Origin of the sequence: Streptomyces canus 299MFChir4.1 (assembly GCF_000383615.1) — a bacterium.
Lineage (GTDB): Bacteria > Actinomycetota > Actinomycetes > Streptomycetales > Streptomycetaceae > Streptomyces > Streptomyces canus_C.
Window position 1 is genome coordinate 1 of the sequence record NZ_KB911649.1, and the last position, 19,011, is coordinate 19,011.

Genomic DNA, 19,011 nt, shown 5'->3' on the forward strand with positions numbered 1-19,011 from the left:
GGACGCAGGCAGCCTCGGTCGGTGTTGTTTCAGGCCCGGCACCCACACGATCGCTTAGAGGTCGTTTTCAGCTAATTTGTGTCGCTTCACGTGCCACAGGTTGATACTCGCGCCTCTCACGTGTCGGGTTCCTGCACAGGGTGGCGGGAGAAATCACTGATATCAGCTCCCCTTGGAATGAGACAGGCTTCCTAGGGCGAGGCGGGCAATATGGGCTTCCCTCATACCCCGTCAATCGCGCCAACCCCTACAGTCTCCCAAGGGCCGCTCCGTCACGGGGACTTGTTGGGATGAAACAGGATCTGCAGATGAAAACGACCTCTTAGCGGTCGTTTTCATCTTGATTGCGGTGATAGCTCCGCTATCGCGCCCGCCGATGTACTGGTGCGGGTGGGGCTGCCGAGGTGGTCTTGCTTCCTGAGGCCGATGGTGTGACGTCGGAGGCACGAGTCGGCTTACGCCTGTCTCATTCCAGGACGCCCGGATCTGTTCCGTGCTTCCACCAGGCAGGATGCCCGCCTGGGCGCACGCCCCCGGCCGGCGGTACGTTCGGTCCTGTCCGCGTGGCGCTTCGAACGTCCCGGCCGGGCCCTGGACTTCGGCCGGCCGCCCGAGCATGACCTGCGCGAAATCATGAACGCGATCTTGTAGTTGGACCGCACCGGGGTGCAGTGGCCTACCTGCCGCACGACTTCCCCAACTGGAACACGGTCTACGGCTACTTCGCCAAATGGCAATCTGACGGCATTTTCGCCCAGCTCAACGGTCTCTTACGGGAGTTGGTGCGTCAGCAGGAGGGCAAACACCGTCACCCCTCCGCCTGCGTGATCGACGCTCAGAGCGTCAGGACCTCCACGCAAAAAGATCGTGGGCCGCAAGCGCAGCATCGTCACCGACACCCTCGGCCTGCTGCTCGCGGTGCTGGTCACTGCAGCCGGCGTCCAGGATTCCACCGCCGGGCGACCCCTCCTGGAGCGGGCCGCCACCGACCACCCCACCCTGCGCATGGTCTGGGTCGACGGCGGCCACCGCAAGCACTTCGTCGAGCACGCCGCAGCTCTCGGCATCGACCTCGAAATCGTCCAACGCCCCCCTGGGGCCAGGGGATTCACCCCGATCCCGAAGCGGTGGACGGTCGAGCGGACCTATGGCCGGCTGATGCTCCACCGCCGCCTGGCCCGCGACTACGAGACCCTCCCTGCCCGCTCCGAAGCCATGATCCACCTCGCCATGACCGACATCATGGCGCTAGGGGGCGATGCCGACGCCGCCGATCCGGCTCCAGGACCTTTCCTGAGTGGCAGTCATGGCAGGCCAGCTCAGACCGCCCTGTCGGGGATTGACCCGTGAGGCATAGGGCGCCGGGTGGAAGTTCGGATCGTAGTAGCAGCCGGTGTTGTAGAGCCGGTCGAACGCTGGGCAGGATGCTGTGATCCTTTGTGGGGTGGGTTTTTCGCCGGTGCGGACCCACCTGTCCAGCGCCGTGATCGAGTTGGCGTACTCGGCGTTGCTCAGTTCGCTGTGCTCGGACTCCTGGGTGAAGGTCTGTACCAGATACCGGCTGCGGTGGGCGCCTTCGAGGGTCGCGCGGTAGGCCGCTTCGTGCTCCACGAACGCGGTGGGGTCGTCGATCGCGTGCATGGTCAGAACGGGGATTGCGACCTTGCCGGTGAGGTCGCTGTCGTAGGACAGGTCGCGTACGGCAGTCGGGTCGGCGGCGAACCGCTCGACGCCGGCATTGAGCGCCTGGTCATCGTGTGAACCGGAGTACCGCACGCCCTTGTTGCTGAACGGGTTACGACCACCGAGGCGGTTGTTGACGATGTCGCGGAAGGTGAAGGTCGCGAACCGCAGGTGCGATTCCAGGGTGCGCTCGGGGATGTGGGTGACGGCCAGGATGTCGTGCAGATTGCGCTGCTGCAGTTCGGTGCGCTCCTGCGACGGTGAGGCGTATCCGGTGCACTCCTGCAACCGAGCGCGCAGGCCGGCGGAGGTCATGGTCGAATCAGCGCGCAACCCCTGCCAGAGCGGGTATTGGGGCTCGGTCGGGCGCGGGTGGTTGTGGCAGTAGTACTGGTAGACGACGCGCAGATCGACGCGGTAGTCGTACCCGCGTGATCCGCCTGCCAGCACGCCACTGGTGAGCAGGGCCCCGTCGTACGAGCCCGCCTTCGAGCCGTACATCTCAACGACCTTGGCGGCGACGTCCCCGCCCCATGACTGGCCGTGCACATACGTCCGCTTCGGCTTGCCGAACTCCTGCACGAACAGGCGTCGCACGTTCTCGGTGTCCTCGGCAGCCATGCGGGTGCCGTAACCGCCGCGGCGGTACGACGAGCCGGCCCAGGCGTAGCCCTGCCGCACCATCACGACCCAGCGATCCAGGTCGCCGACGCTGCGCTCGGGGTCCGATCCATCACCGAGGTCGGGGCCGCCATGAGCATGCACGACGAGTGAACCGTTCCAGGCCTTCGGAATGGCGATGGCGTAGTACGCGTCATTGGTGTCCTGGCCGGTGTAGCACGTCGCCACGTCGGTCAGGTTCGGCGGGCAGGTGGTGGGTGAAGGGTGATCGGGCTGGGCCTGAGCAGTCGGTGCCGTCATGAGAGCACCCACCACGACGCCGGTGAGACAGGCTCCCAGCGCTCGGCGACGCGGCGCACCGAGTCGCGGCCATCGAGAGGAGTGTGTGAAGAATCTGAAGCTGTCCAAGGCGCGGCTCCTTGTCCCTGCACGACGCAACGTGCGCCGCGGGGGATGCTATGAACGGGCTGGCCGCATAGCTACGCCCTGATCATTGCGGTCATAGTGTTCACACGTGTGAGGCGGGGACGGGGTGGGTGGAGGAGTCGCACATCTGTGCACTGGCACGAGGCGTCAAGCGCCCGTATCAATAACTTCGATCAGTGTGCGGACGTCGAGGGCCGGGAATTCGTCGCCGGAGCGGTGCTCCCAGCCGGGCACCGGTGACCCAGGCCCCCGCTGACGCCCGCGCCGCATCTCTCGTGCGCGCATTTGCCTCGGTGCCTGTTCCTGAGGCCGACATGACATGACGGTGGTCGTGGCGCCTAAACGAACGGCTCGTTGGATCTTCAGGGCTGTGAGGGCGACGGGGAGTGGCTGTGACCGGGAACCTTTGCCGGGTTGCTCGTTGTGCTGGCTGCCAGTGACGGCATTCGGCAAGGGGGCGGGTATGGCATCACCGGTTAGGGTTCGCCGGCTGACCGAGCGGGAGGGACAGAAGCTGCAGCGGATCGTCCGGCGGGGAAGCACCAGCTCGGTGCGGTCCCGGCGGGCGACCCCGGTCGAATCCGGACCGGCTGCCAGCGACCTACCGCCGCACCCACGGCATCACCTACTTCCACGACTGCTACTCGGTCGGCGACGACCGGCTCTGGGGAGTTGTCCGCCGCCGCAAGGGCACACCATCAAAGTCATGCAGGGTGATAGTCACGCCGCGATCTTCCCATCCCCGGCATACAGACTGCCCAGCCCATTCAAGCTCGTCCGCCCCTAACCCGGAGAACCTGTCCGGTCACAGCCCTAGAGCGTGTCTCTTTGATCGGTTGGTCAGTTGATCGGATGTGTCCGTCCGATTAGTGATCACTGATGCGATGTGGGACCGGATCGAGCCGTTGATGCCGGCCGATCCGGTCCGCGGTCGGCGATGGGCCGATCACCGCCGGACCTTGGAAGCCATCGCGTGGAAGTACCGCACGGGTTCTCCTTGGCGGGACCTGCCTGACGAGTTCGGCTCATTCCAGACTGCTCACAAACGACTGATCAGGTGGGCCGTGGATGGGACTTGGGAACGGATCCTCGCCGCAGTTCTGGCAGCGGCCGACGCTGATGCCGACATTGGCTGGACCGTCTCGGTGGACTCCACCGTCTGCCGGGCCCACCAGCACGCCGCCGGTGCCAGGAAAAGGGGGCGCCACGTCGGGCCGAACCTGACGATCATGCCCTCGGGCGCTCCCGTGGCGGCCTGAGCACGAAGGTCCACCTTGCCAGCGATAGCCGTGCACGACCCCTGGCCCTTCATATCACCGCAGGCCAGGCGGGCGACGCCCCGGCCTTCAAGACTGTCATGGCAGGCATCCGTGTTCCGCGAAGCGGAGTCGGACGACCGAGGACCCGCCCAGATGCCGTCCTGGCGGACCGCGCGTATTCATCCCGCGCGATCCGAAGTCACCTCAGCCGACGCGGAATCCGCGCTGTCATCCCGCAGCCGTCCGACCAGGTCGGCCACCGGCTGCGGCGAGGCCGCGACGGAGGCCGACCACCAGCCTTCGACGCCGAGGCTTACAAGCAGCGCAACGCTGTCGAGCGGTGCATCAACCGACTCAAGCAGTGGCGCGGCCTGGCCATGCGAACGGACAAGCTCGCCATCGCCTACCAGGCCGCACTCCACCTCGCCGCGATCCTCATCTGGACCGCCGCTTGACCGCCGAAGCACCTCGCCCGCGAAGATGGCCGCATGGACGATCTTGTGGAGTTCCTCGTCGCACGAGTCATGGACGACAACCACGCCTATGCCTACGTGGCCGGAACCCTGGGCGGCGAGGCGCTTCTCGATAGCCATCTCCCCATGCTCGACCTGATCGAGCAACTGGCGCACGACTACGAAGCCATGGACCCCTCGGACTCCCGCTCGGCCGGGCTGGAATACGCGCTGCGAGTCCTTGGCCAGTCATACGCCGAGCACCCCGCCTACCAACAGGAATGGCGCCCATAGCCCTTCAAGGAGACAGACCCTAGGCGTTGCGCCAACGTGTTTCGGTGGGCGTTGCGCGGGATGTTGCGCGAGCCTCCACAGTATTTCGGAGTGTGCCCAGGTCACCCCGTGCGTATGGCGTGGTCGGACTGCGGATATCCCTGTTGCGACCCCCTTCGACCATGCCCTGGCTGGAGTTGAGGAGTGGGAGGGGCGGGAGGGGCGGCGCGGCCGCTGCCGGTGATCGGGGCGTACCTGCCGTGGTGGGCGCCGGCGGGGCCGCCGTGCCAGGGTCGCCGACGGTGCGGGGGCCGGGGACGGGCGGCCCTGCGGCTCGCCCTGGTCGACGTCTGGGCCTGGGTGTGCCTGAGACGGCTGACCGGCCGCGAGGAAGTGGCCGGCGGCTAGGCCGATTGGTGGCTGGGGTCCGGTGGTTTGGAGGCGCAGGTTCCGCTGCTTCACCGGGCCCCAGCTATGAGGCTCTGTTCCCGGGAAGGTGGTATTTACGCTGTTTGCCCGGTGGGATGTCCTGAACCGGGACATGCCTGTGGCCCCGGAACACATCCGGAGCCACAGGCATGTTGCTGCTTGGTGGGTTACCAGCGATACCAGCGGCCCTTGCGGCCGCCTGTGTCAGCAGAACGCATGACGAAGCCCAGCAGCCAGACGACCAGCACGATGACGGCGAGCCACCACAGCGCCTTCAGCGCGAAACCCGCGCCGAAGAGGATCAGAGCCAGCAGAAGAACGACGAGCAGGGGAACCATAGTTATCAACCTCCGTCGCTCCTGGTGCCCGGCGAATGCAAGAACACACGGTCGATTTCCCTGGTTTCTCCACTGCTCATGCGGGCACTGGACTCAGTTTCTCCATAGCGTTCACCTCGCCGCCGGACCGAGTTGCGCGCGTGGCCGACGGTGCCGGCGGCAACGTGGGCCCGTTCAGGTGGTGCCTTTCCCTGCTAGGACCTGTCCGTCCGATCATGCGCCGCTGACGCATCGTCCGGGACATCCCGTGAACCCGCGGAAGGATCGCCCACCTCCCCTGGCACGGCGTCAGGGTTCGCTCAGGGGCGAGGCGGGGAAGTCACCGATGGCGGTTGCCCGGTCGTGGCCAGCAGGCTGTGGCCATGTTGAACACGACGCCCCGCCGTCCGTCACTCCTCCGCTGCGCCGCGCTCGCCCTCGCCGGGGCCGCTGCCCTGACGGGGCTGGTTGGGGCGTACACCCCGGGCTTCGCCGCCGCGGAACCGGGTTCCGCCACCCCGATGTCCGCCACCGACTTCAGCGACTGCCCCGCCCTTCCAGCCGGGGCCGATCCGGCTCTGTGGCGGTGCGAAGTCCACACCGCGGCACCCCGATTGGCGTTGGGGAAGGTCGAGGTGGCGCTCGCCCCGATCACCATGACGCACGCCGAGGGGCCGATGCCCGACGGCTCCAAGGCGCAGGTCTGGGGTGCGATGCACAGCGTTCCCACCCCCGTTCCGGGCGGGCTCACCGGCACCGCCACGGGTGAGCACCCACGACAGCTCCGCCTGGCGATCGAGCCGGAGTACGGGGGCCGATCCGACTTCTACACCGGGCAGTTCAGCCTGCGCTTCCGGCTGTCGAGCCCGCTGCTGCCGCACGGCTGCACCGTAGGGGCGAGCACGCCGGTCGACTTCCAGCTCAAGCGGTCGGGCCCCTCCAGGTGGGTTTCACAGGATCCGCCGATCATTGAGTTCTCGGCCTACGACGACACCTTCACCGCTCCCGCGGCCGAACACTGCGGGCCCCTGGCATGGCCGCTCAACCGCCGACTGGGGCTGCCGGCGCCGAGCGGCAACCTGATGACGTACGACGCGTCCTACACATTCCGGATGTACGACCAACTGCCCTCCGTGTAGGGCCAGGAGCGAGCCGACCACCCCGTGCTGACTGAGCATGTGGTCCGGTGATCCGGGTTTGGTCCCGGGTCAGGTTCCGCGCCGATTGGGGGTGGCTTCGCCGGTGAGGCTGCGGGCATGAGGTCGATCATCGCGAGGTGGATCATGGCCTCGGAGCGGTACGGGTGGCGTTCGCAGTCGCGGGCGAGGCGCCGGTGGTGCATGAGCCAGCCGATGCCGCGCTCGGTGGTCCACCGTCTTGGGATGATGGTGAACCCGCGGGCGCGGGGCGGGCGGTGGACGGGCGGACGTCGATGCCGAGGCGGGCGCCGTGGTCGATGGCGGTGGTGCGATAGCCGGCATCCCCCCAGGCCTTGGTGAGGTGTGGGTGGGCGGTGGCGATGCGGGAGAGCAGGGTCACGGCGGCTGCGGTGTCGGAGACGCTGGCGGCGGTGACCAGCACGGTCAGCAGCAGGCCGAGGGTGTCGCCGCCGAGGTGGCGCTTGCGTCCTCGGCTTCCACCATCGGAAAGTCGAGTCGTGGAGATGGCGGGGCAAGTTCTACTTGCAGCGCTGGCCCTCGGCCAGAGCGATGCGGGTGCTGCGGGACACAGTCCGCGCGGCCACCGGACGCTCCAAGACCGAACGGCCAGTATCCGCCGTGGTCGCCGACCTCAATCCCGTGCTGCGGGGTTGGGGTGCGTACTTCCGCAACGGCAACTCCGGGCGGAAGTTCAATGCGGTCGACGGCTACGTCCACGAGCGGCTGGCAATCCTCGCCAGTCGGAAACACGGACGGCGGGGCCGGAACTGGGCCGCCCGTTTCACCTACGGATGGATCACTTGGCTCGGGGGTCTACCGACTCACCGGAACTGTACGCAGGGCGGCAGCGCATGCCAGACGGTGAACGATGTCGGAAAGCCGTATGCGGGAGAACCGCACGTACGGTGTGAAGCGGCGGGGACTGGAAACGGAGCGACAGCCACCGCGCCAGTCCCCGGCCCTGCTTACAGCTCGGATCTCGTACGCCGGCCGGTGGTCTTGCCGATGGCTGGCATGCGCTGCAAGGACGCGGCGCATCTGTCACCCCCTGGTGGGGACTGCGGACGGCTCGGCCGGGTCCCGGGTGGCCGACGCGCCGGACGAGCGGGACGCGGCGGGGCGGGAGGGGGACGAGTACGAGGGGACGGCACGGGTGGCGGGCTCCGTGGGCCGGGCGGTCTCCGACGGGCTGCCGCTGGGTTCCCGTGTGGTGGGAACCAGGCGCGGGGTGGTGGTGGGTGACGCGGACCGCTCGGGCACGGGGATGGTCGCCGACGGCGGAGCCATGGGGGTCGTGGGGGAGCGATGGGTACCGGAGGCGGACGGCCGCAGGGGCAGGACGACGAGCGCGGCGACACCGACGGTCAGGGCGGCTCCGGCGGCGGCGCGCAGCACCTTGCGGCGGGCGGCGCCGCGGCGGATCGCCTCGTAGCGGCCGGGAGGCACGCCGAGGTAGTCCGACGGGGGCCGCAGGAGGACGGTGAGCGGGTCGTCGGGGTCGCGGTCCGGGCCCTCTTCAGAGTGTGTGATCAAGGCTTCTCCCCAGGTGGGCGCGGAGCAGTTCACGGGCCGCGTGGAGGTCGGCCTTGACGGTGCCCTCCTTGCGTCCGGTCAGCATGGACACCTCCCGGATCGGCATGTCGGCGTAGTAATGGAGCAGGATCGGCACCCGAAGCCGTTCGGGCAGGGACTGCACGAGCAACCGGACCGAGGGATCCGCCTGTTCGGAGGGCGGGCCGATCGCGGCCTCGGTAGTGGCGCGGCGTAACGCCTTGCGCTCGCGCTCCAGTTTGCGCCAGTGGTCCCGGACCAGGTTGGCCGCGGTGACATAGAGGAAGCCGCGCGGTTCGTCCACGGCCGTCCAGCGGGCCCACAGCCGGGTGAACGCCTCCGAGGCGATCTCATGGGCCGTCCCGTCGTCGTCGACGAGCCGGCGGCACCAGCCGGCGAGGCGTGGGTAGAGGGCGGCGAACAGCTCGGATGCTTCCTTCTCGCGGGACCGTTTCAACGTTCTCCATAGGGTGGTGGCGTTCACGGAGCAAGACCCCGGGCCGGTGGGACGGGTTCCCGCCGGCCCGGGGCGCGGACGCCGTCAGGGGCTCGCGGAGCGCAGCACCGCGAAGACGATCACGTTGTCGAGGTAGCCGTTGCCGGTCCGGGCTCCGCCACAGGTGATGAGCCGCAACTCCGGCCGGTCCACGTCGCCGTAGACCTCCTTGGTGGGGAAGTCGGCCTTGGCGACCGTGCGCACCTCGGTGACGGCGAACACCGTGGAGGTGCCGTCCTGAAGACGGGCCACGATCTCGTCGCCCTTGCGCAGGTCCGCGAGGTGCCGGAAGACGCCGTCGCCGTAGGAGCCGACCGTGACATGACCGAGGATCACCGATGGTCCCTTCTGCCCCGGGGTCGGCGAGTGCTCGTACCAGCCCGCCCGGTCGTGCGCGGCGATCGGCGGCACCTGCACGCTGCCGTCCTTCGCGAGGCCGAGCCGCATGAGCGGGGTGTCGACGCCGATGGCCCGCACGCGCAGCGAGACGGGCACCGAACGTCCCACCGTGGTGGCGGACTTGGCGGCGGGCGAACCACTGACGGAACTACCGCCCGTGTCCGCCCGACCCGTGTCCGCCCCACCCAAGCCGCCGGGCCCAGCACAGGCCACCGCCACAAAGGTCAGGGCAGCGACGAGAAGGGCACGTACGGCTACGGCGGCCGGGAGGAGACGGGACCGCCCGGCCGGCACCCCGATGCCGGGCGTGTCGGTGGTCACGCCTCGTTCGCGCGCCGGCGGCGGAGCAGCAGGACCGTGCCACCGCCCAGGACGACAGCCGCGGCGGCGCCCCCGCCGATCAGGGCGCCGTGGGAGGAGTCCGAGGAGGTCGGGACCTCACCGGTGTCCGGGGCGCCGCTGGGGACGACGCGGACCTGACCCTCCGAGGGCGCCGCGCTCGGGGCCCGGGTCGGCTCGGCGCTCTCGCTCGGGGCTCGGGTCGGCTCGGTGGTCGCGCTCGGCGCCGCGGAGGGGGCTGTGCTCGGGGAAGCGGACGTCCCGTCGGCGAATGCGGGCATCGCGCCTGCCATGACGGCTGCGCACGCGAGGGCCAGGGCACTGAGGCCGGTTCGACGCATGGATCGTTCTCTCTTTCATCGGTCGACCCACCGGCGGGACCGGCGGTGGGTGGCATGGATCGAGCGGAGAGACGAACGGGACGGGAGACGGGTTGCAAAGAGAAGGCAAAGCCATGCGGGCCCGGCCGCATCGGTGCGCCGCGACGCGCACTGCCGCGCTGTGCGATACGGGGCGGCGGCGGGAGCTGATCGTGTGGCAGTGGCCGGCGTGGACCTGGACGGGCGGCTTGCGGGTGCCGATACCGATTTCGACGACCCACTCCGGCGGCTGTGGCCGGTTCTTGCGGCCGTGCTCCTCTTCTGCCGCGCGGCGTTCCAGGCGGGTGATTTTGTCCTCGATGCGGTGCAGCGGGAGGTCTCCGGCTGGCTCGGGGATCTGCCGGTCGAGGCTCTGCATGGGATCGGTCCGCGGCAGGCCGCCGTCCTGCGGGACTACGGCGTGCACTGCGTGGGTCTGCTCGCCGCGGTGCCTTCGGTCACGGTGCAGCGTCTGCTGGGTGGGAAGGCCGGCCGCCTGGCCGCTGACCGGGCCCGCGGTATCGACCCCCGCCCCGTCGTTTCCCGCGCTCTGCCCGCCGCGGCGAGTGTGCGCTACCGCTTCGATGAGCACACCCTGGACGGCGCCGCCGTGCGCGCCGCCCTGCTCGAGCTGGTGGTGCGGCTCGGTGCCCGGTTGCGCGGCCGTGGCCAGGTGGCCCGTGCCCTGACCTTGTCGTTGAAGTTTGCCGGCGGCGGCAGCTGGGACAAGATCCGCCGCCTGTCCGCGCCCTCCGCCCACGAGGACGACCTGCGCCAGCTCGCCTACCAGCTGATGGACGGCGCCGGCCTGCAGCGTGGCCGCCTGACCGGGCTGGTCCTGAAGGGCGAGGACCTCGTGGATGCCGACCAGGCGCCCCGGCAGCTCTCCCTCGATGACGCCCGCGAGGACCGCCTCGCCGCGGAAACGGCCATCGACCGGGACCGCGACAAGTTCGGCCCACGCGTGATCGGCCCGGCGGCCGTCTTCCGCCGCGCCCCCGCCCCCGACCTGCTCCTGCTGGAGGTAGACCCGCGCTGCTGGACCCGCCAGGATTGCGCGGTGCACCCCAGGGGATGCCGCACTGGCCCTACGTCCGGGCCGTCGACGACGCCCTCACCGCTCGGGGTATCCCGCCGGGCATGGTCCGGGCCAGCCGCCACGGCCTCGAGCGCGGCCTGACCACCTGCATGATGCTCGCCTGGGATGTCTCCCGCACCGGCGGCCACGGCGGCATCCGGCTGGACTGGGAGGAACGCCGGGGCTGGTACTACGCCCTGCTGGGACTCAGCCTCGGCCACGTCACCCTCTACAGCGTGATCCCCGTGCTGCGCACTCCGATCGCGTCACCGCAGGAGGTAGCGGCGGTTGCCGAGGAACTGGTCCATCACCGGCGTCTGCCCGAGCGGGAGTTCTGGACGGAGTGGGACGGCGCGCGGGAGGTGCGGGCTGCCGCCGATGACTTCCGCCGAGGGCGCCTCGGTCTCGGTCTCTTCAATTGCGGGAAGAGGGGGCCGACTGTGCGAAGGAGGCCGGGCCCGGGTGCAGCTGAGAATCGACACCCAGACCGACACCTACGAGCAGGCGGTCGCGGCACTGCGGGCCGCGTACGGGCATGGATCACGGACGTGAGCCGACGAAGGGTTGGGTCGGCCTGCGCACACTTCCTGCGCTTGGCCGAGCAATTGTCAAGATCTGTGGATCGCTGAAGTTACGGCCCTGACGCTCCGGTGCCATCGGATCTCGCCGTCATGCCGTTCGTTGGTGGGCGTGAGTCCGGCGGCTGCGGCGACGGCAGCGGAGGCTCGGTGTTCAGGGTGGACGTGCGCGATGATGGCGTGCACCGGGGGCCGGCTGAGCCAGTCGGCGAGCCCTTGGGCCGCTTCGGTGGCGATGCCTCTTTGCTGCCACGGGGTTCCCACCACCCAGGCGATCTCCGCGACGGCGCCGCGGACGCCGGGGCTGACCGTTGCCTGGACGGTGCCCGTCAGGCAGGACTCGTTACGCAGCCGGATCACCCAGTTCAGCCAGGCCACGGCCGGGTCGGGGGAGCCTGCGGTCATGCGCTGGTAGCGCGACCGCAGGACCTGGGCAGTGTCCGGGGTGCCGCCGATGAAGGTGTGCAGGGCGGGATCGGACAGCACCGCGGCCATTTCCTCGGCGTGCTCGACGTGCAGCGGCAGCAGGTCCAGCCGGCGGGTGCTGATGGTCCGGGCCGTCATGGTGCTCACGCTGCCACCGCCTTGGGGCGCTCGACGAGCTCGCCGTTCGTGAATACTGCGCCGGCGCGGACGAGAGCGCCGAGTTGGGGTGCGGTGACCGCCCGCCAACGCTCCTGCGCGGACTCCACGAGCTTGAACACCATCGCCAGGGCTGCGGCCGGGCTGCCCGTACCCCGGGTGACCTTGGTCCGGAGCTTCACCGAACCGAAAGTGGATTCGATCGGATTCGTCGTTCTGAGATGGATCCAGTGCTGGGCGGGGAAGTCGTAGAAGGCCAGCAGTTCCTCGGTCTCGTCGGTGATCTTCTTCACCGCCTTCGGCCACTTCGCCTCGTAGGTCCGGGCGAACTCGCGTACCGCCTTCTCGGCGTGGTGGCGGTCCTCGGCGTTGCAGATCTCCTGCAGGGCCTTCTTCGCCCCGGGCTGCGCGGACTTCCGCAGGGCGTTGACCACGTTACGCATCTTGTGAACCCAGCACCTCTGGTGCCTGGCCTGGGGAAGCACCTCCGCCAGAGCCCTCCACAGGCCCATCGCGCCGTCCCCGACGGCCAGTTCGGGATCGCGCATGCCACGACGGCGGCAGTCGCGCAACAGGTCGGCCCAGGAGTCGGTGGACTCCCGCAGCCCCTCCGCGAGCGCGATCAGTTCCTTGGTGCCGTCCACTCGCACACCCATCAGGACCAGCACGCAGGAGCGGGCCTGACCGAGGCGGACCTTGGGGTGCACGCCGTCGGCCCACACATAGACGTAGTCGGACGCTGAGAGGTCGCGTTTCTGGAAGGCGGCGTGGTCGGCCTGCCACTGCTTGGTCAGCCGCGTCACCGTCGCCGCCGACAGCCCGGCCGAGCCGCCCAGGAACTGCTCCAGCGCCGGCACGAAGTCCCCGCAGGACAGTCCGTGCAGGTAGAGCAGGGGCAGCACCTCGCTGATCTTCGGCGATTTGCGGTACCAGGGCGGCAGGATCTTCGAGGAGAACCGTGCCCGCTCGCCGGTGGCCTCGTCCACCCGGCCGTCGTTCACCCGCGGCGCGGTGACTTCCACCGGCCCGGCGGCCGTGGTCACGGTGCGCGGCCGGTGGCGGCCGTTGCGGACCACCAGGCGCCGCCCGGCCTCATCCTTCTCGGCGGCAAGATCGGCTATGTACTGATCGACCTCGACCTCGGCCTCCACCGCGGCTGCCAGCATGCGGCGCGCACCCTCCCGGACGATCTCGTCCATCAAGAAGCCGGACTCCGTGGTGCCATCTTCGTTGACTACGCTGAGCATGGGCGTGCCTTCCCAACCGACGGCGCAACGTCGGTCTACTCGGTGACCTATCGATCACTCGGGAAGGTACGCCCTTTCACGTCCCAACCCGAGACCGATCCACAGGTCTTGAGCATCGCTCCGCCTGGCCCACACCGTTCGGGATGGGAGGATGCAGATGACGATCGACACCCAGGCTGACAATACGCGTACAGCGTGAGTGGCCCCGCGTGTTCTCTCCGCATCATGGCGTGTGGCTCAGCCAGCGCTGCAGGGTGGTGTTGATGCTGGCGGGCAGGGCGCTGAGTTGGTCGATGGCGTCGCGGTCTTCGGGCCGCGGGGGGATGCCGGCGGTGGTCAGTGCGGCGTGCAGGGCCAGGCGGCGCTGGTCGCGGGGGGCGATGGGGATGCTGAGGCGTTCGGCGGGGTTGGGGGGCGGCAGCAGGCTGTTGGTGTTCTGCCCGGCGGCCGGGGGCCAGGCGCTTTCCGCCGGGTCGGCGGCGTAGAGGTCGACGAAGGTCTGCGGCGTGTGGTGGTCGAGGGGGATGCTCACGTCGGTCTCCTTTAGCGGCGGGTGGATGTGCAGGGGGAGATCCTCAGACGGCCGGGTGCGGTTGCGGTTGCCGGGCGATGTCACGCCGACGGCGTCATCGGCGGCTCATCGTCTTCTCCGACCAACACAGCAGGCTGGCTGAGTGGTCTGCCTGGCTGTGACGTTGTCCAGCGGCCCCGGCGTGACGTCTTCCAGCGACCCCAGATGATGGGGCTCACGGGTGCATTGAGGGGTGGTGACGGGGCGAAGTGGCCGACGACGAGCAGCTCGGCAAGACCATCGCCCGTTACGGACGGGTCGACCTTCTCGATATCGACGAGCTGGGCTACCTCGAGCTCGACCGCCGCGGCGCGGAGGTGCTCTTCCAGGTCCTCACTGAGCGTGCGGAAAAGAACAGTATCGCGATCGCTTCGAACGAGGCGTTCACTGGCTGGAGCCGGACTTTCACCGATCCACGGCTCTGCGCGGCGATCGTTGACCGCCTCACGTTCAACGCCACCATTATCGAGACCGGAACCGAGTCCTACCGACTGGCCCGAACGAAGGCGCAGAAGAACGACGCTGCGGAGTACACCGTCACGATGCCACGGAGTAGCTGAGGTCCGTCGCGGTGAGCGAGGCGGGCACCAAACGCAGCCACATCGTGCCTCGTTCGCCCGGATCATCGTGCAGGTAGTGCACGAAACGCTCGTCCCACAAAGCCTCGTCCGCACCCAAATAGCGGGCGAGCTTGCGCCGCCCCCTCGGCACGTCAAAGGGCACAAGCTCGGCCTGGCCCCGAGCGATCACCTGCCGGACGCACCCCGTCGCGAGATCGCACTCGTCCACCACGAGGGCGACGTTCGGGTCGTCCTTCACGCGGTCGAACAACCGGGCCCACGGGCCTGTCAAGGTCCAAAAGGCTCCCTCTTCCCAGAGGAACCAGACAGGACGCACCGTCGGCCCGCTCGTCGCGATACGAGCGGTGAGCGGCTGCTGCAGGAAAGCATCCACATCAAAACCAGAAGATTCCACATCGCCAATCTTCTGATGCCTCCGATCACTTCACCACCGACCTACGACCTACGACCAAAGCCTCAGACGCCCCGAACCCCCGAAAGAAAAGCGCAGTCCCCCGCAAGTGGTCCCGGCGCAGCCCAATCCCCGGGGCCACTTGAAGACGTCCAGGAGACACAGGATCTCCATCAACTGGGGCCGCTGGAAGACGTCACGCCGGGGTCGCTGGACAACGTCACAGCCAGGCCTGCCGCTGGTGGGACCGGCGCCGACACCGGCACAGGGGCTGTTACGCACTTTCGGGTGACGGTCCGTTGGAGGGTGGGGTGGCGCGCTCTGGCGAGGGGAGGTGGCCGGTCAAGGCGTGCACAGGTTGGGGATCTGGCGTGGCGTCAACGTGGTGCGTTCGCCACATAAATGGACGACACATCCAAGAGTCACAGCAATGTGGGCGAAACGTAATGGAGTGCACATTTGGCGTTCACGATCTGCACACGGTGGTCATGGTGTGGGTGTGCGGCCAAGCCGGCCGCCACCCGCACACCGCACCAGCCCATCCCCTCCGGCCCACAGGGCCTGGGGATGGGCGGGTGCCCGTACAGCCTGGGGTTTTTGTGTCTTCTTCCATGGTGACCGCCCGTCGTCTGTCCGCTGCCGCTCTCGCGGCCGCCGCGATCGTGGGGGCGGTGGCGCTGCCGGCATCGGCCGGCGACCACGCCCGGCCCGAGCGGGCGAAGGTGGAGATCAGCGCGGTGCAGTACGACTCGCCCGGATGGGACGACCGTTCGCGGCGTTCGCTGAACAAGGAGTGGGTGGAGCTCACCAACACCACGCGTCGCGACGTCAACCTCGACGGCTGGACCCTGGAGAACAAGGACGGCCGCAGCTACACCTTCGACCACTACCGCCTGGAGGGCCGCGCCACCGTCCGTATCCACACCGGCGAGGGCCGCGACAGTGACAGCGACCTGTACATGGACCGCCGCAACTACGTGTGGGACAACCACTCCGACACCGCCACCCTGCGCAACGACCGCGGCCGCTTCATCGACGACGCCTCCTGGGGCGGGCGCCACCACCGCGACGGTGGACACGACCGCGACGGTGGACATGACCGCGACGGTGGCCACCATCACTGACCCTTCTTTCCTCATCAGCGGCACGGCGTGATGTTGCAGGCGTAGGGGCATGGCCCCGGCTGGTTCGTCCGGCCGGGGCCATACCGTCGTTCAGGCCATGCCCGGGACGGCACGGGCGCCTTCGGCCGACAGGCGGGCGGCGGGCGAGCTGTCCCTGCCGTTGGTCACGCCCGGGCGCTGGCCGGCGGTGAGACCCAGGGATGACGGACCAGCAGGCCCCGGTACCCCCCGGCCGCCTACCTCGTGGAGAACACTCTTCTGATACGGAAGAGCCAGACCAGCTTCGTGCTCGAAGCAGACGATGCAGGTGACGGGTCATCCCCCTCGCCCAGCGTCCAAGCGACGCAGAACACCGATACCTCCAACGGCTCGTCTTCCAACGGGGGAGGATCCGTCGGCGGCCTCCTCACCGGCGGGAACGGCACCCAGACAAGCGATCCCCCCGCCAGCGCAAGCCCGTCCGCCTCGCCGAGCGACGACACCGGGGTCAACGGCGGCGGCGAAAACGGCAATGGCGCCAACGGCAGCGGTAATGGGGGCATCTTCGGCGGACCATCGTGATGCCCCCGCCCAGGCTGATGAGGCTTCGTGAATTTCCCCAGGGCTGCTCTTCGTTCCCCACTTGGTCACGCTCGCAATGAAGCTGACGGAATCGATGCCAGTTGAAGGCTCGGTCCGCTCCTTCTCCGTCAAGGGCGCTTGTGGCGTTGCTCTGTGAGGGCTACGTGCGCCCCTGGGCGGCTCGGCCCCGACGGAAGGTGCGGGCTCGTTGTCGGGAAAATTCGAACGAACGGGGCTCCACTAAGGTCAGCGGCCAGATGGCCCCGGGCCTCCTCCCTGCCCCGAGCCATGGGTCCAGGGGCTGTACCAAGCTGAAGAGCAGCGACCATCAGGGGCGGTTGGAGGGGTCGGCGAGCCAGTCCTGGAGTTCGCGGTGGCGGAACTGGTGGGCGATGCCAGCGCTCCGAAGCAGGCCGGCGTTGGTGGCCCATTGCAGAAACCGGCTCAGGCGCCAGGGCAAGGCTCGGGGACCGAGGCGGGTGCACAGCAGCAGGGCGATGTAGCGCATCCCCGCAGTCCCCACGCTCCCCGCCGCGGGCGCCAGCGTGATCCCAAGTACGATCCCGACCGTGGTCGGGGCGTTCCCGGCCGCGACCTCGGTCGCCCCGAGCACGAACACGAGCCCGGCACCGAGCCCGGCCAGGAGTCCGCTCGTGAGGTTGATACGAACAAGGACGCGGGGATCTACGACGCTGAGGGTGCCCTTGGCGTGCCAGCCCGGGAACAACCAAGTGAGCGAGGGCACGAGCGAGTCCGCGAGCCAGAACGCTGCAGTGCGTCGGCCATGGGGGGTACGCAGCCGTCCCAGGTCGAGCCGCGAAGGAACCGGCCACCCGTAGACATACGTGAGAGCGAGAGCCGAGAGGGCCCCGGCCATGGTGAGGACTGTCCCGCCGGACAACTCGATGCTGAATCCCCACATGCCCAGGGCGGCGCCCCCCAGGAACACGCCCGCGAGGAGAGCAAGGTGGGCCATGCGAGGACGGCGGCTGCCGGCTACGGGCCACAGTTCGTGCAGGACCAGATCGGTGCCCGACAGGGCCCTGCCAGCCACGGTGCGGCCGGTGGCGGCGTTGGTGTTGAGGTAGGCGGCCAGCACACCGAGCCAGGCCGTGACCTGGTCGGGGGTGTAGGTGTCGCTCCGCGGGGCACGGTGCCGGGCGGTGGCATCCTGGAGGAACAGCTTGAGCAGGTGGTCGCGGACCGCCCGGTCGCTGCCCAGTTCGGGACGGATCAGATCCCGGGGCGAGTGCAGATAAGCGCCGTCGAGATCACGCTGTTCGTAGACGGTCACGGCCACGGTCAGCCGCCATGGGGTGGACAAAGCCCGCGCCAGCGGCGAGGACGGAGCCCGATCAAGTGTGTCCAGCACGCCCTGCCATCGCGCTGGGCTTCCCACCCGTTGCTGGATGAACAGGCGGGCCTGAGCGGGACTGATCCGACCGATCTCCACTCGCGCGGAGTCCTGAGCCCAAACCTCCAATGCCTCCAGCGCCTGGTACTGCCCGCTGCGACAGGTCAGCACCAGGTTCGCCTTCGCGCGGCCACGCTGGAAGGCATTGAGCACGCTGAGCGCCTGCCGGGCCCGGGAGCCGTACCCGGGCGTGTCTCCGGCGTCCATCTCGTCCAGCCCGTCCAAAACCGGGAGGATGAGCCCTGCGTCCATCAGCGCCGCTGCGGCAGTCGGGGAGATCCCCCGATAGGTGTCCACCAGATGCTGGCACACCCACGCCCGCACCACCTGCACTGCCGCGCCCGGATCATGGCCGGTACCCGTACTCGGCCCGGTGCCGAGGTGAGAGGCAGACACGAGGTCCCAGGAAGCCAGAGGCAGCCGTACCGGTACCGGGTCCTCCGGCCTGCGCTCCTCCAGCAGGGCAAGGAGGAGTTCGAGGGCGAGCACAGTCTTGCCCGCGCCAGGTGCCCGGTGATCACCAGGCGCCCTGGTCGCAGCCGCCGGTAGTAGTTCACCACCTCGCTCAATCGCCCCTCCACGTCGGCACCGGCGGCGTTGCGGGCCGAAGCCGGTCGGAAGCCGAATCGCACATCGATCGTCGTATCGTCCCCGCCGAGTAACTGCGTCCTCGCCTCGGTCTCCGCTCGCAGCACCGCCTGCGCCAGCCGACCGGCCATTGCCACCGCGTCGCTTTCCTGATGGTGCAGCTGCCTCCAGGACATCCACATCGACCAGCCCGCCACCGCAAGCCCCATTGTCGTCACTCGGTCTTTCTGAGTGTTGCTGTGGCTGTGAGCTGGGGCTTCTCAGTTCCTCTGGGTGGTGTTCGCGATGCCTGGGGGTGTCCGGAGTGTGGGGTTGGGCGGGTAGTGGCCGTCTGGCCTGCGCGTGCGTGGGTGTGTGCAGGTTGATCGAGCAGGGTGCGGTTTCAGTGGGCTGCTACTTGGCAGGGCCGGTCAGACGGTCTGGGGGTTGGTGAGGTTGTCGGGGGCGGATCTGTCGGCTGTGCTTGTGTGCTTACTCTTCGCTGGTGGTGCCGGCCTGCGGATCAAGATCGGTTTCGTGTAGGGCCAGGATG

17 protein-coding genes and 5 pseudogenes are annotated in these 19,011 nt (G+C 68.8%); 10 read left to right on the top strand and 12 right to left on the bottom strand.

What is annotated here, in order from left to right; translation table 11 throughout:
* Positions 1–519: 519 nt before the first annotated feature.
* Positions 520–1,350: pseudogene (locus tag H293_RS56570) on the top strand (IS5 family transposase).
* On the opposite strand, the gene H293_RS0146940 reads toward H293_RS56570, so the two are convergent.
* Complete coding sequence (locus H293_RS0146940) at positions 1,249–2,604, bottom strand: DUF6351 family protein (protein WP_020124692.1); 1,356 nt, start codon at positions 2,602–2,604, stop codon at positions 1,249–1,251. The pseudogene H293_RS56570 and the gene H293_RS0146940 overlap by 102 nt on opposite strands.
* Before the next feature lie 704 nt (positions 2,605–3,308).
* Here H293_RS0146940 and H293_RS61120 point away from each other — a divergent pair.
* The 3 genes and pseudogenes from H293_RS61120 to H293_RS59595 form a co-directional block, all read left to right on the top strand.
* Positions 3,309–3,422: pseudogene (locus H293_RS61120) on the top strand (IS630 family transposase); the annotation flags it as partial.
* Between the two features lie 192 nt (positions 3,423–3,614).
* A protein-coding gene (locus tag H293_RS56580; protein WP_397896480.1) for an IS5 family transposase occupies positions 3,615–4,444 on the top strand; the annotation gives its coding sequence in 2 pieces (ribosomal slippage) (positions 3,615–3,936 and positions 3,936–4,444; 831 coding nt in all).
* A 144-nt stretch (positions 4,445–4,588) separates the two neighbouring features.
* Positions 4,589–4,735 carry a DUF6221 family protein gene (locus H293_RS59595; RefSeq protein ID WP_199790289.1) on the top strand — a complete coding sequence of 49 codons (147 nt, stop codon included), beginning with the start codon at positions 4,589–4,591 and terminating at the stop codon, positions 4,733–4,735.
* A gap of 575 nt (positions 4,736–5,310) precedes the next feature.
* Here H293_RS59595 and H293_RS0146960 read toward each other — a convergent pair.
* Positions 5,311–5,481, bottom strand: coding sequence for a hypothetical protein (locus tag H293_RS0146960; RefSeq protein ID WP_020121623.1), 171 nt, complete (start codon positions 5,479–5,481; stop codon positions 5,311–5,313).
* A gap of 362 nt (positions 5,482–5,843) precedes the next feature.
* Here H293_RS0146960 and H293_RS0146965 point away from each other — a divergent pair, with 362 nt between their 5' ends.
* On the top strand, positions 5,844–6,599 hold the full coding sequence (locus H293_RS0146965) for a hypothetical protein (RefSeq protein WP_020124696.1): 756 nt from the start codon (positions 5,844–5,846) through the stop codon (positions 6,597–6,599).
* A gap of 69 nt (positions 6,600–6,668) precedes the next feature.
* Here the strand turns inward: H293_RS0146965 and H293_RS56585 are convergent.
* A pseudogene (locus tag H293_RS56585) lies at positions 6,669–7,104 on the bottom strand (transposase); the annotation flags it as partial.
* 65 nt (positions 7,105–7,169) lie between these two features.
* Between H293_RS56585 and H293_RS61885 the strand changes: the two are divergent.
* Positions 7,170–7,388: pseudogene (locus H293_RS61885) on the top strand (group II intron maturase-specific domain-containing protein); the annotation flags it as partial.
* 273 nt (positions 7,389–7,661) lie between these two features.
* Here the strand turns inward: H293_RS61885 and H293_RS0146970 are convergent.
* The 4 genes from H293_RS0146970 to H293_RS0146985 all read right to left on the bottom strand — a co-directional run bounded on the left by H293_RS0146970 (position 7,662) and on the right by H293_RS0146985 (position 9,746).
* A complete protein-coding gene (locus tag H293_RS0146970; RefSeq protein ID WP_020124697.1) occupies positions 7,662–8,153 on the bottom strand; it encodes a hypothetical protein in 492 nt (163 codons plus the stop codon).
* Positions 8,137–8,628, bottom strand: a complete 492-nt coding sequence (locus H293_RS0146975) for an RNA polymerase sigma factor (RefSeq protein WP_020124698.1) — start codon at positions 8,626–8,628, stop codon at positions 8,137–8,139. The genes H293_RS0146970 and H293_RS0146975 overlap by 17 nt, the downstream gene beginning before the upstream one ends.
* Before the next feature lie 84 nt (positions 8,629–8,712).
* Entirely contained in the window at positions 8,713–9,387 is a 675-nt protein-coding gene (locus H293_RS0146980; RefSeq protein WP_020124699.1) for a class F sortase, read from the bottom strand.
* Positions 9,384–9,746, bottom strand: a complete 363-nt coding sequence (locus H293_RS0146985) for a hypothetical protein (RefSeq protein WP_020124700.1) — start codon at positions 9,744–9,746, stop codon at positions 9,384–9,386. The genes H293_RS0146980 and H293_RS0146985 overlap by 4 nt, the downstream gene beginning before the upstream one ends.
* 199 nt (positions 9,747–9,945) lie before the next feature.
* On the opposite strand from H293_RS0146985, the gene H293_RS56595 reads away from it, so the two are divergent.
* Complete coding sequence (locus H293_RS56595; protein WP_259294729.1) at positions 9,946–10,944, top strand: DinB/UmuC family translesion DNA polymerase; 999 nt, start codon at positions 9,946–9,948, stop codon at positions 10,942–10,944.
* A gap of 506 nt (positions 10,945–11,450) precedes the next feature.
* On the opposite strand, the gene H293_RS0147000 is transcribed toward H293_RS56595, so the two are convergent.
* The 3 genes from H293_RS0147000 to H293_RS0147010 all read right to left on the bottom strand — a co-directional run bounded on the left by H293_RS0147000 (position 11,451) and on the right by H293_RS0147010 (position 13,781).
* Entirely contained in the window at positions 11,451–11,984 is a 534-nt protein-coding gene (locus H293_RS0147000) for a GNAT family N-acetyltransferase (RefSeq protein WP_397896482.1), read from the bottom strand.
* Between the two features lie 5 nt (positions 11,985–11,989).
* The gene (locus H293_RS0147005; RefSeq protein WP_020124704.1) at positions 11,990–13,249 is read right to left on the bottom strand and encodes an IS256 family transposase; all 1,260 of its coding nucleotides are present in this window, start codon (positions 13,247–13,249) and stop codon (positions 11,990–11,992) included.
* A 223-nt stretch (positions 13,250–13,472) separates the two neighbouring features.
* The gene (locus tag H293_RS0147010; RefSeq protein ID WP_020124705.1) at positions 13,473–13,781 is read right to left on the bottom strand and encodes a hypothetical protein; all 309 of its coding nucleotides are present in this window, start codon (positions 13,779–13,781) and stop codon (positions 13,473–13,475) included.
* A 245-nt stretch (positions 13,782–14,026) separates the two neighbouring features.
* Here H293_RS0147010 and H293_RS52040 point away from each other — a divergent pair.
* Positions 14,027–14,380: pseudogene (locus H293_RS52040) on the top strand (ATP-binding protein); the annotation flags it as partial.
* On the opposite strand, the gene H293_RS0147020 reads toward H293_RS52040, so the two are convergent.
* Positions 14,358–14,795 (bottom strand): pyridoxamine 5'-phosphate oxidase family protein, encoded by a 438-nt coding sequence (locus tag H293_RS0147020; protein ID WP_259294730.1) that lies wholly within the window; start codon positions 14,793–14,795, stop codon positions 14,358–14,360. The pseudogene H293_RS52040 and the gene H293_RS0147020 sit on opposite strands and share 23 nt — an antisense overlap.
* Positions 14,796–15,403: 608 nt before the next feature.
* Here H293_RS0147020 and H293_RS52045 point away from each other — a divergent pair.
* Both H293_RS52045 and H293_RS58900 read left to right on the top strand, forming a co-directional pair.
* A complete protein-coding gene (locus tag H293_RS52045) occupies positions 15,404–15,916 on the top strand; it encodes a lamin tail domain-containing protein (protein ID WP_020124708.1) in 513 nt (170 codons plus the stop codon).
* 285 nt (positions 15,917–16,201) lie between these two features.
* Positions 16,202–16,477, top strand: coding sequence for a hypothetical protein (locus H293_RS58900; RefSeq protein WP_158694579.1), 276 nt, complete (start codon positions 16,202–16,204; stop codon positions 16,475–16,477).
* 328 nt (positions 16,478–16,805) lie between these two features.
* Here the strand turns inward: H293_RS58900 and H293_RS0147030 are convergent, their stop codons facing one another.
* Positions 16,806–18,380 (bottom strand): NACHT domain-containing protein, encoded by a 1,575-nt coding sequence (locus tag H293_RS0147030; RefSeq protein WP_020124709.1) that lies wholly within the window; start codon positions 18,378–18,380, stop codon positions 16,806–16,808.
* Positions 18,381–19,011 lie beyond the last annotated feature (631 nt).

Bases quoted from the DNA above. Each gene is read 5' to 3' on its own strand.
- H293_RS0146940 (WP_020124692.1), bottom strand. From the start codon at position 2,604: ATGACGGCACCGACTGCTCAGGCCCAGCCCGATCACCCTTCACCCACC.
- H293_RS59595 (WP_199790289.1), top strand. From the start codon at position 4,589: ATGCTCGACCTGATCGAGCAACTGGCGCACGACTACGAAGCCATGGAC.
- H293_RS0146960 (WP_020121623.1), bottom strand. From the start codon at position 5,481: ATGGTTCCCCTGCTCGTCGTTCTTCTGCTGGCTCTGATCCTCTTCGGC.
- H293_RS0146965 (WP_020124696.1), top strand. From the start codon at position 5,844: ATGTTGAACACGACGCCCCGCCGTCCGTCACTCCTCCGCTGCGCCGCG.
- H293_RS0146985 (WP_020124700.1), bottom strand. From the start codon at position 9,746: ATGCGTCGAACCGGCCTCAGTGCCCTGGCCCTCGCGTGCGCAGCCGTC.
- H293_RS0147000 (WP_397896482.1), bottom strand. From the start codon at position 11,984: ATGACGGCCCGGACCATCAGCACCCGCCGGCTGGACCTGCTGCCGCTG.
- H293_RS0147005 (WP_020124704.1), bottom strand. From the start codon at position 13,249: ATGCTCAGCGTAGTCAACGAAGATGGCACCACGGAGTCCGGCTTCTTG.
- H293_RS52045 (WP_020124708.1), top strand. From the start codon at position 15,404: ATGGTGACCGCCCGTCGTCTGTCCGCTGCCGCTCTCGCGGCCGCCGCG.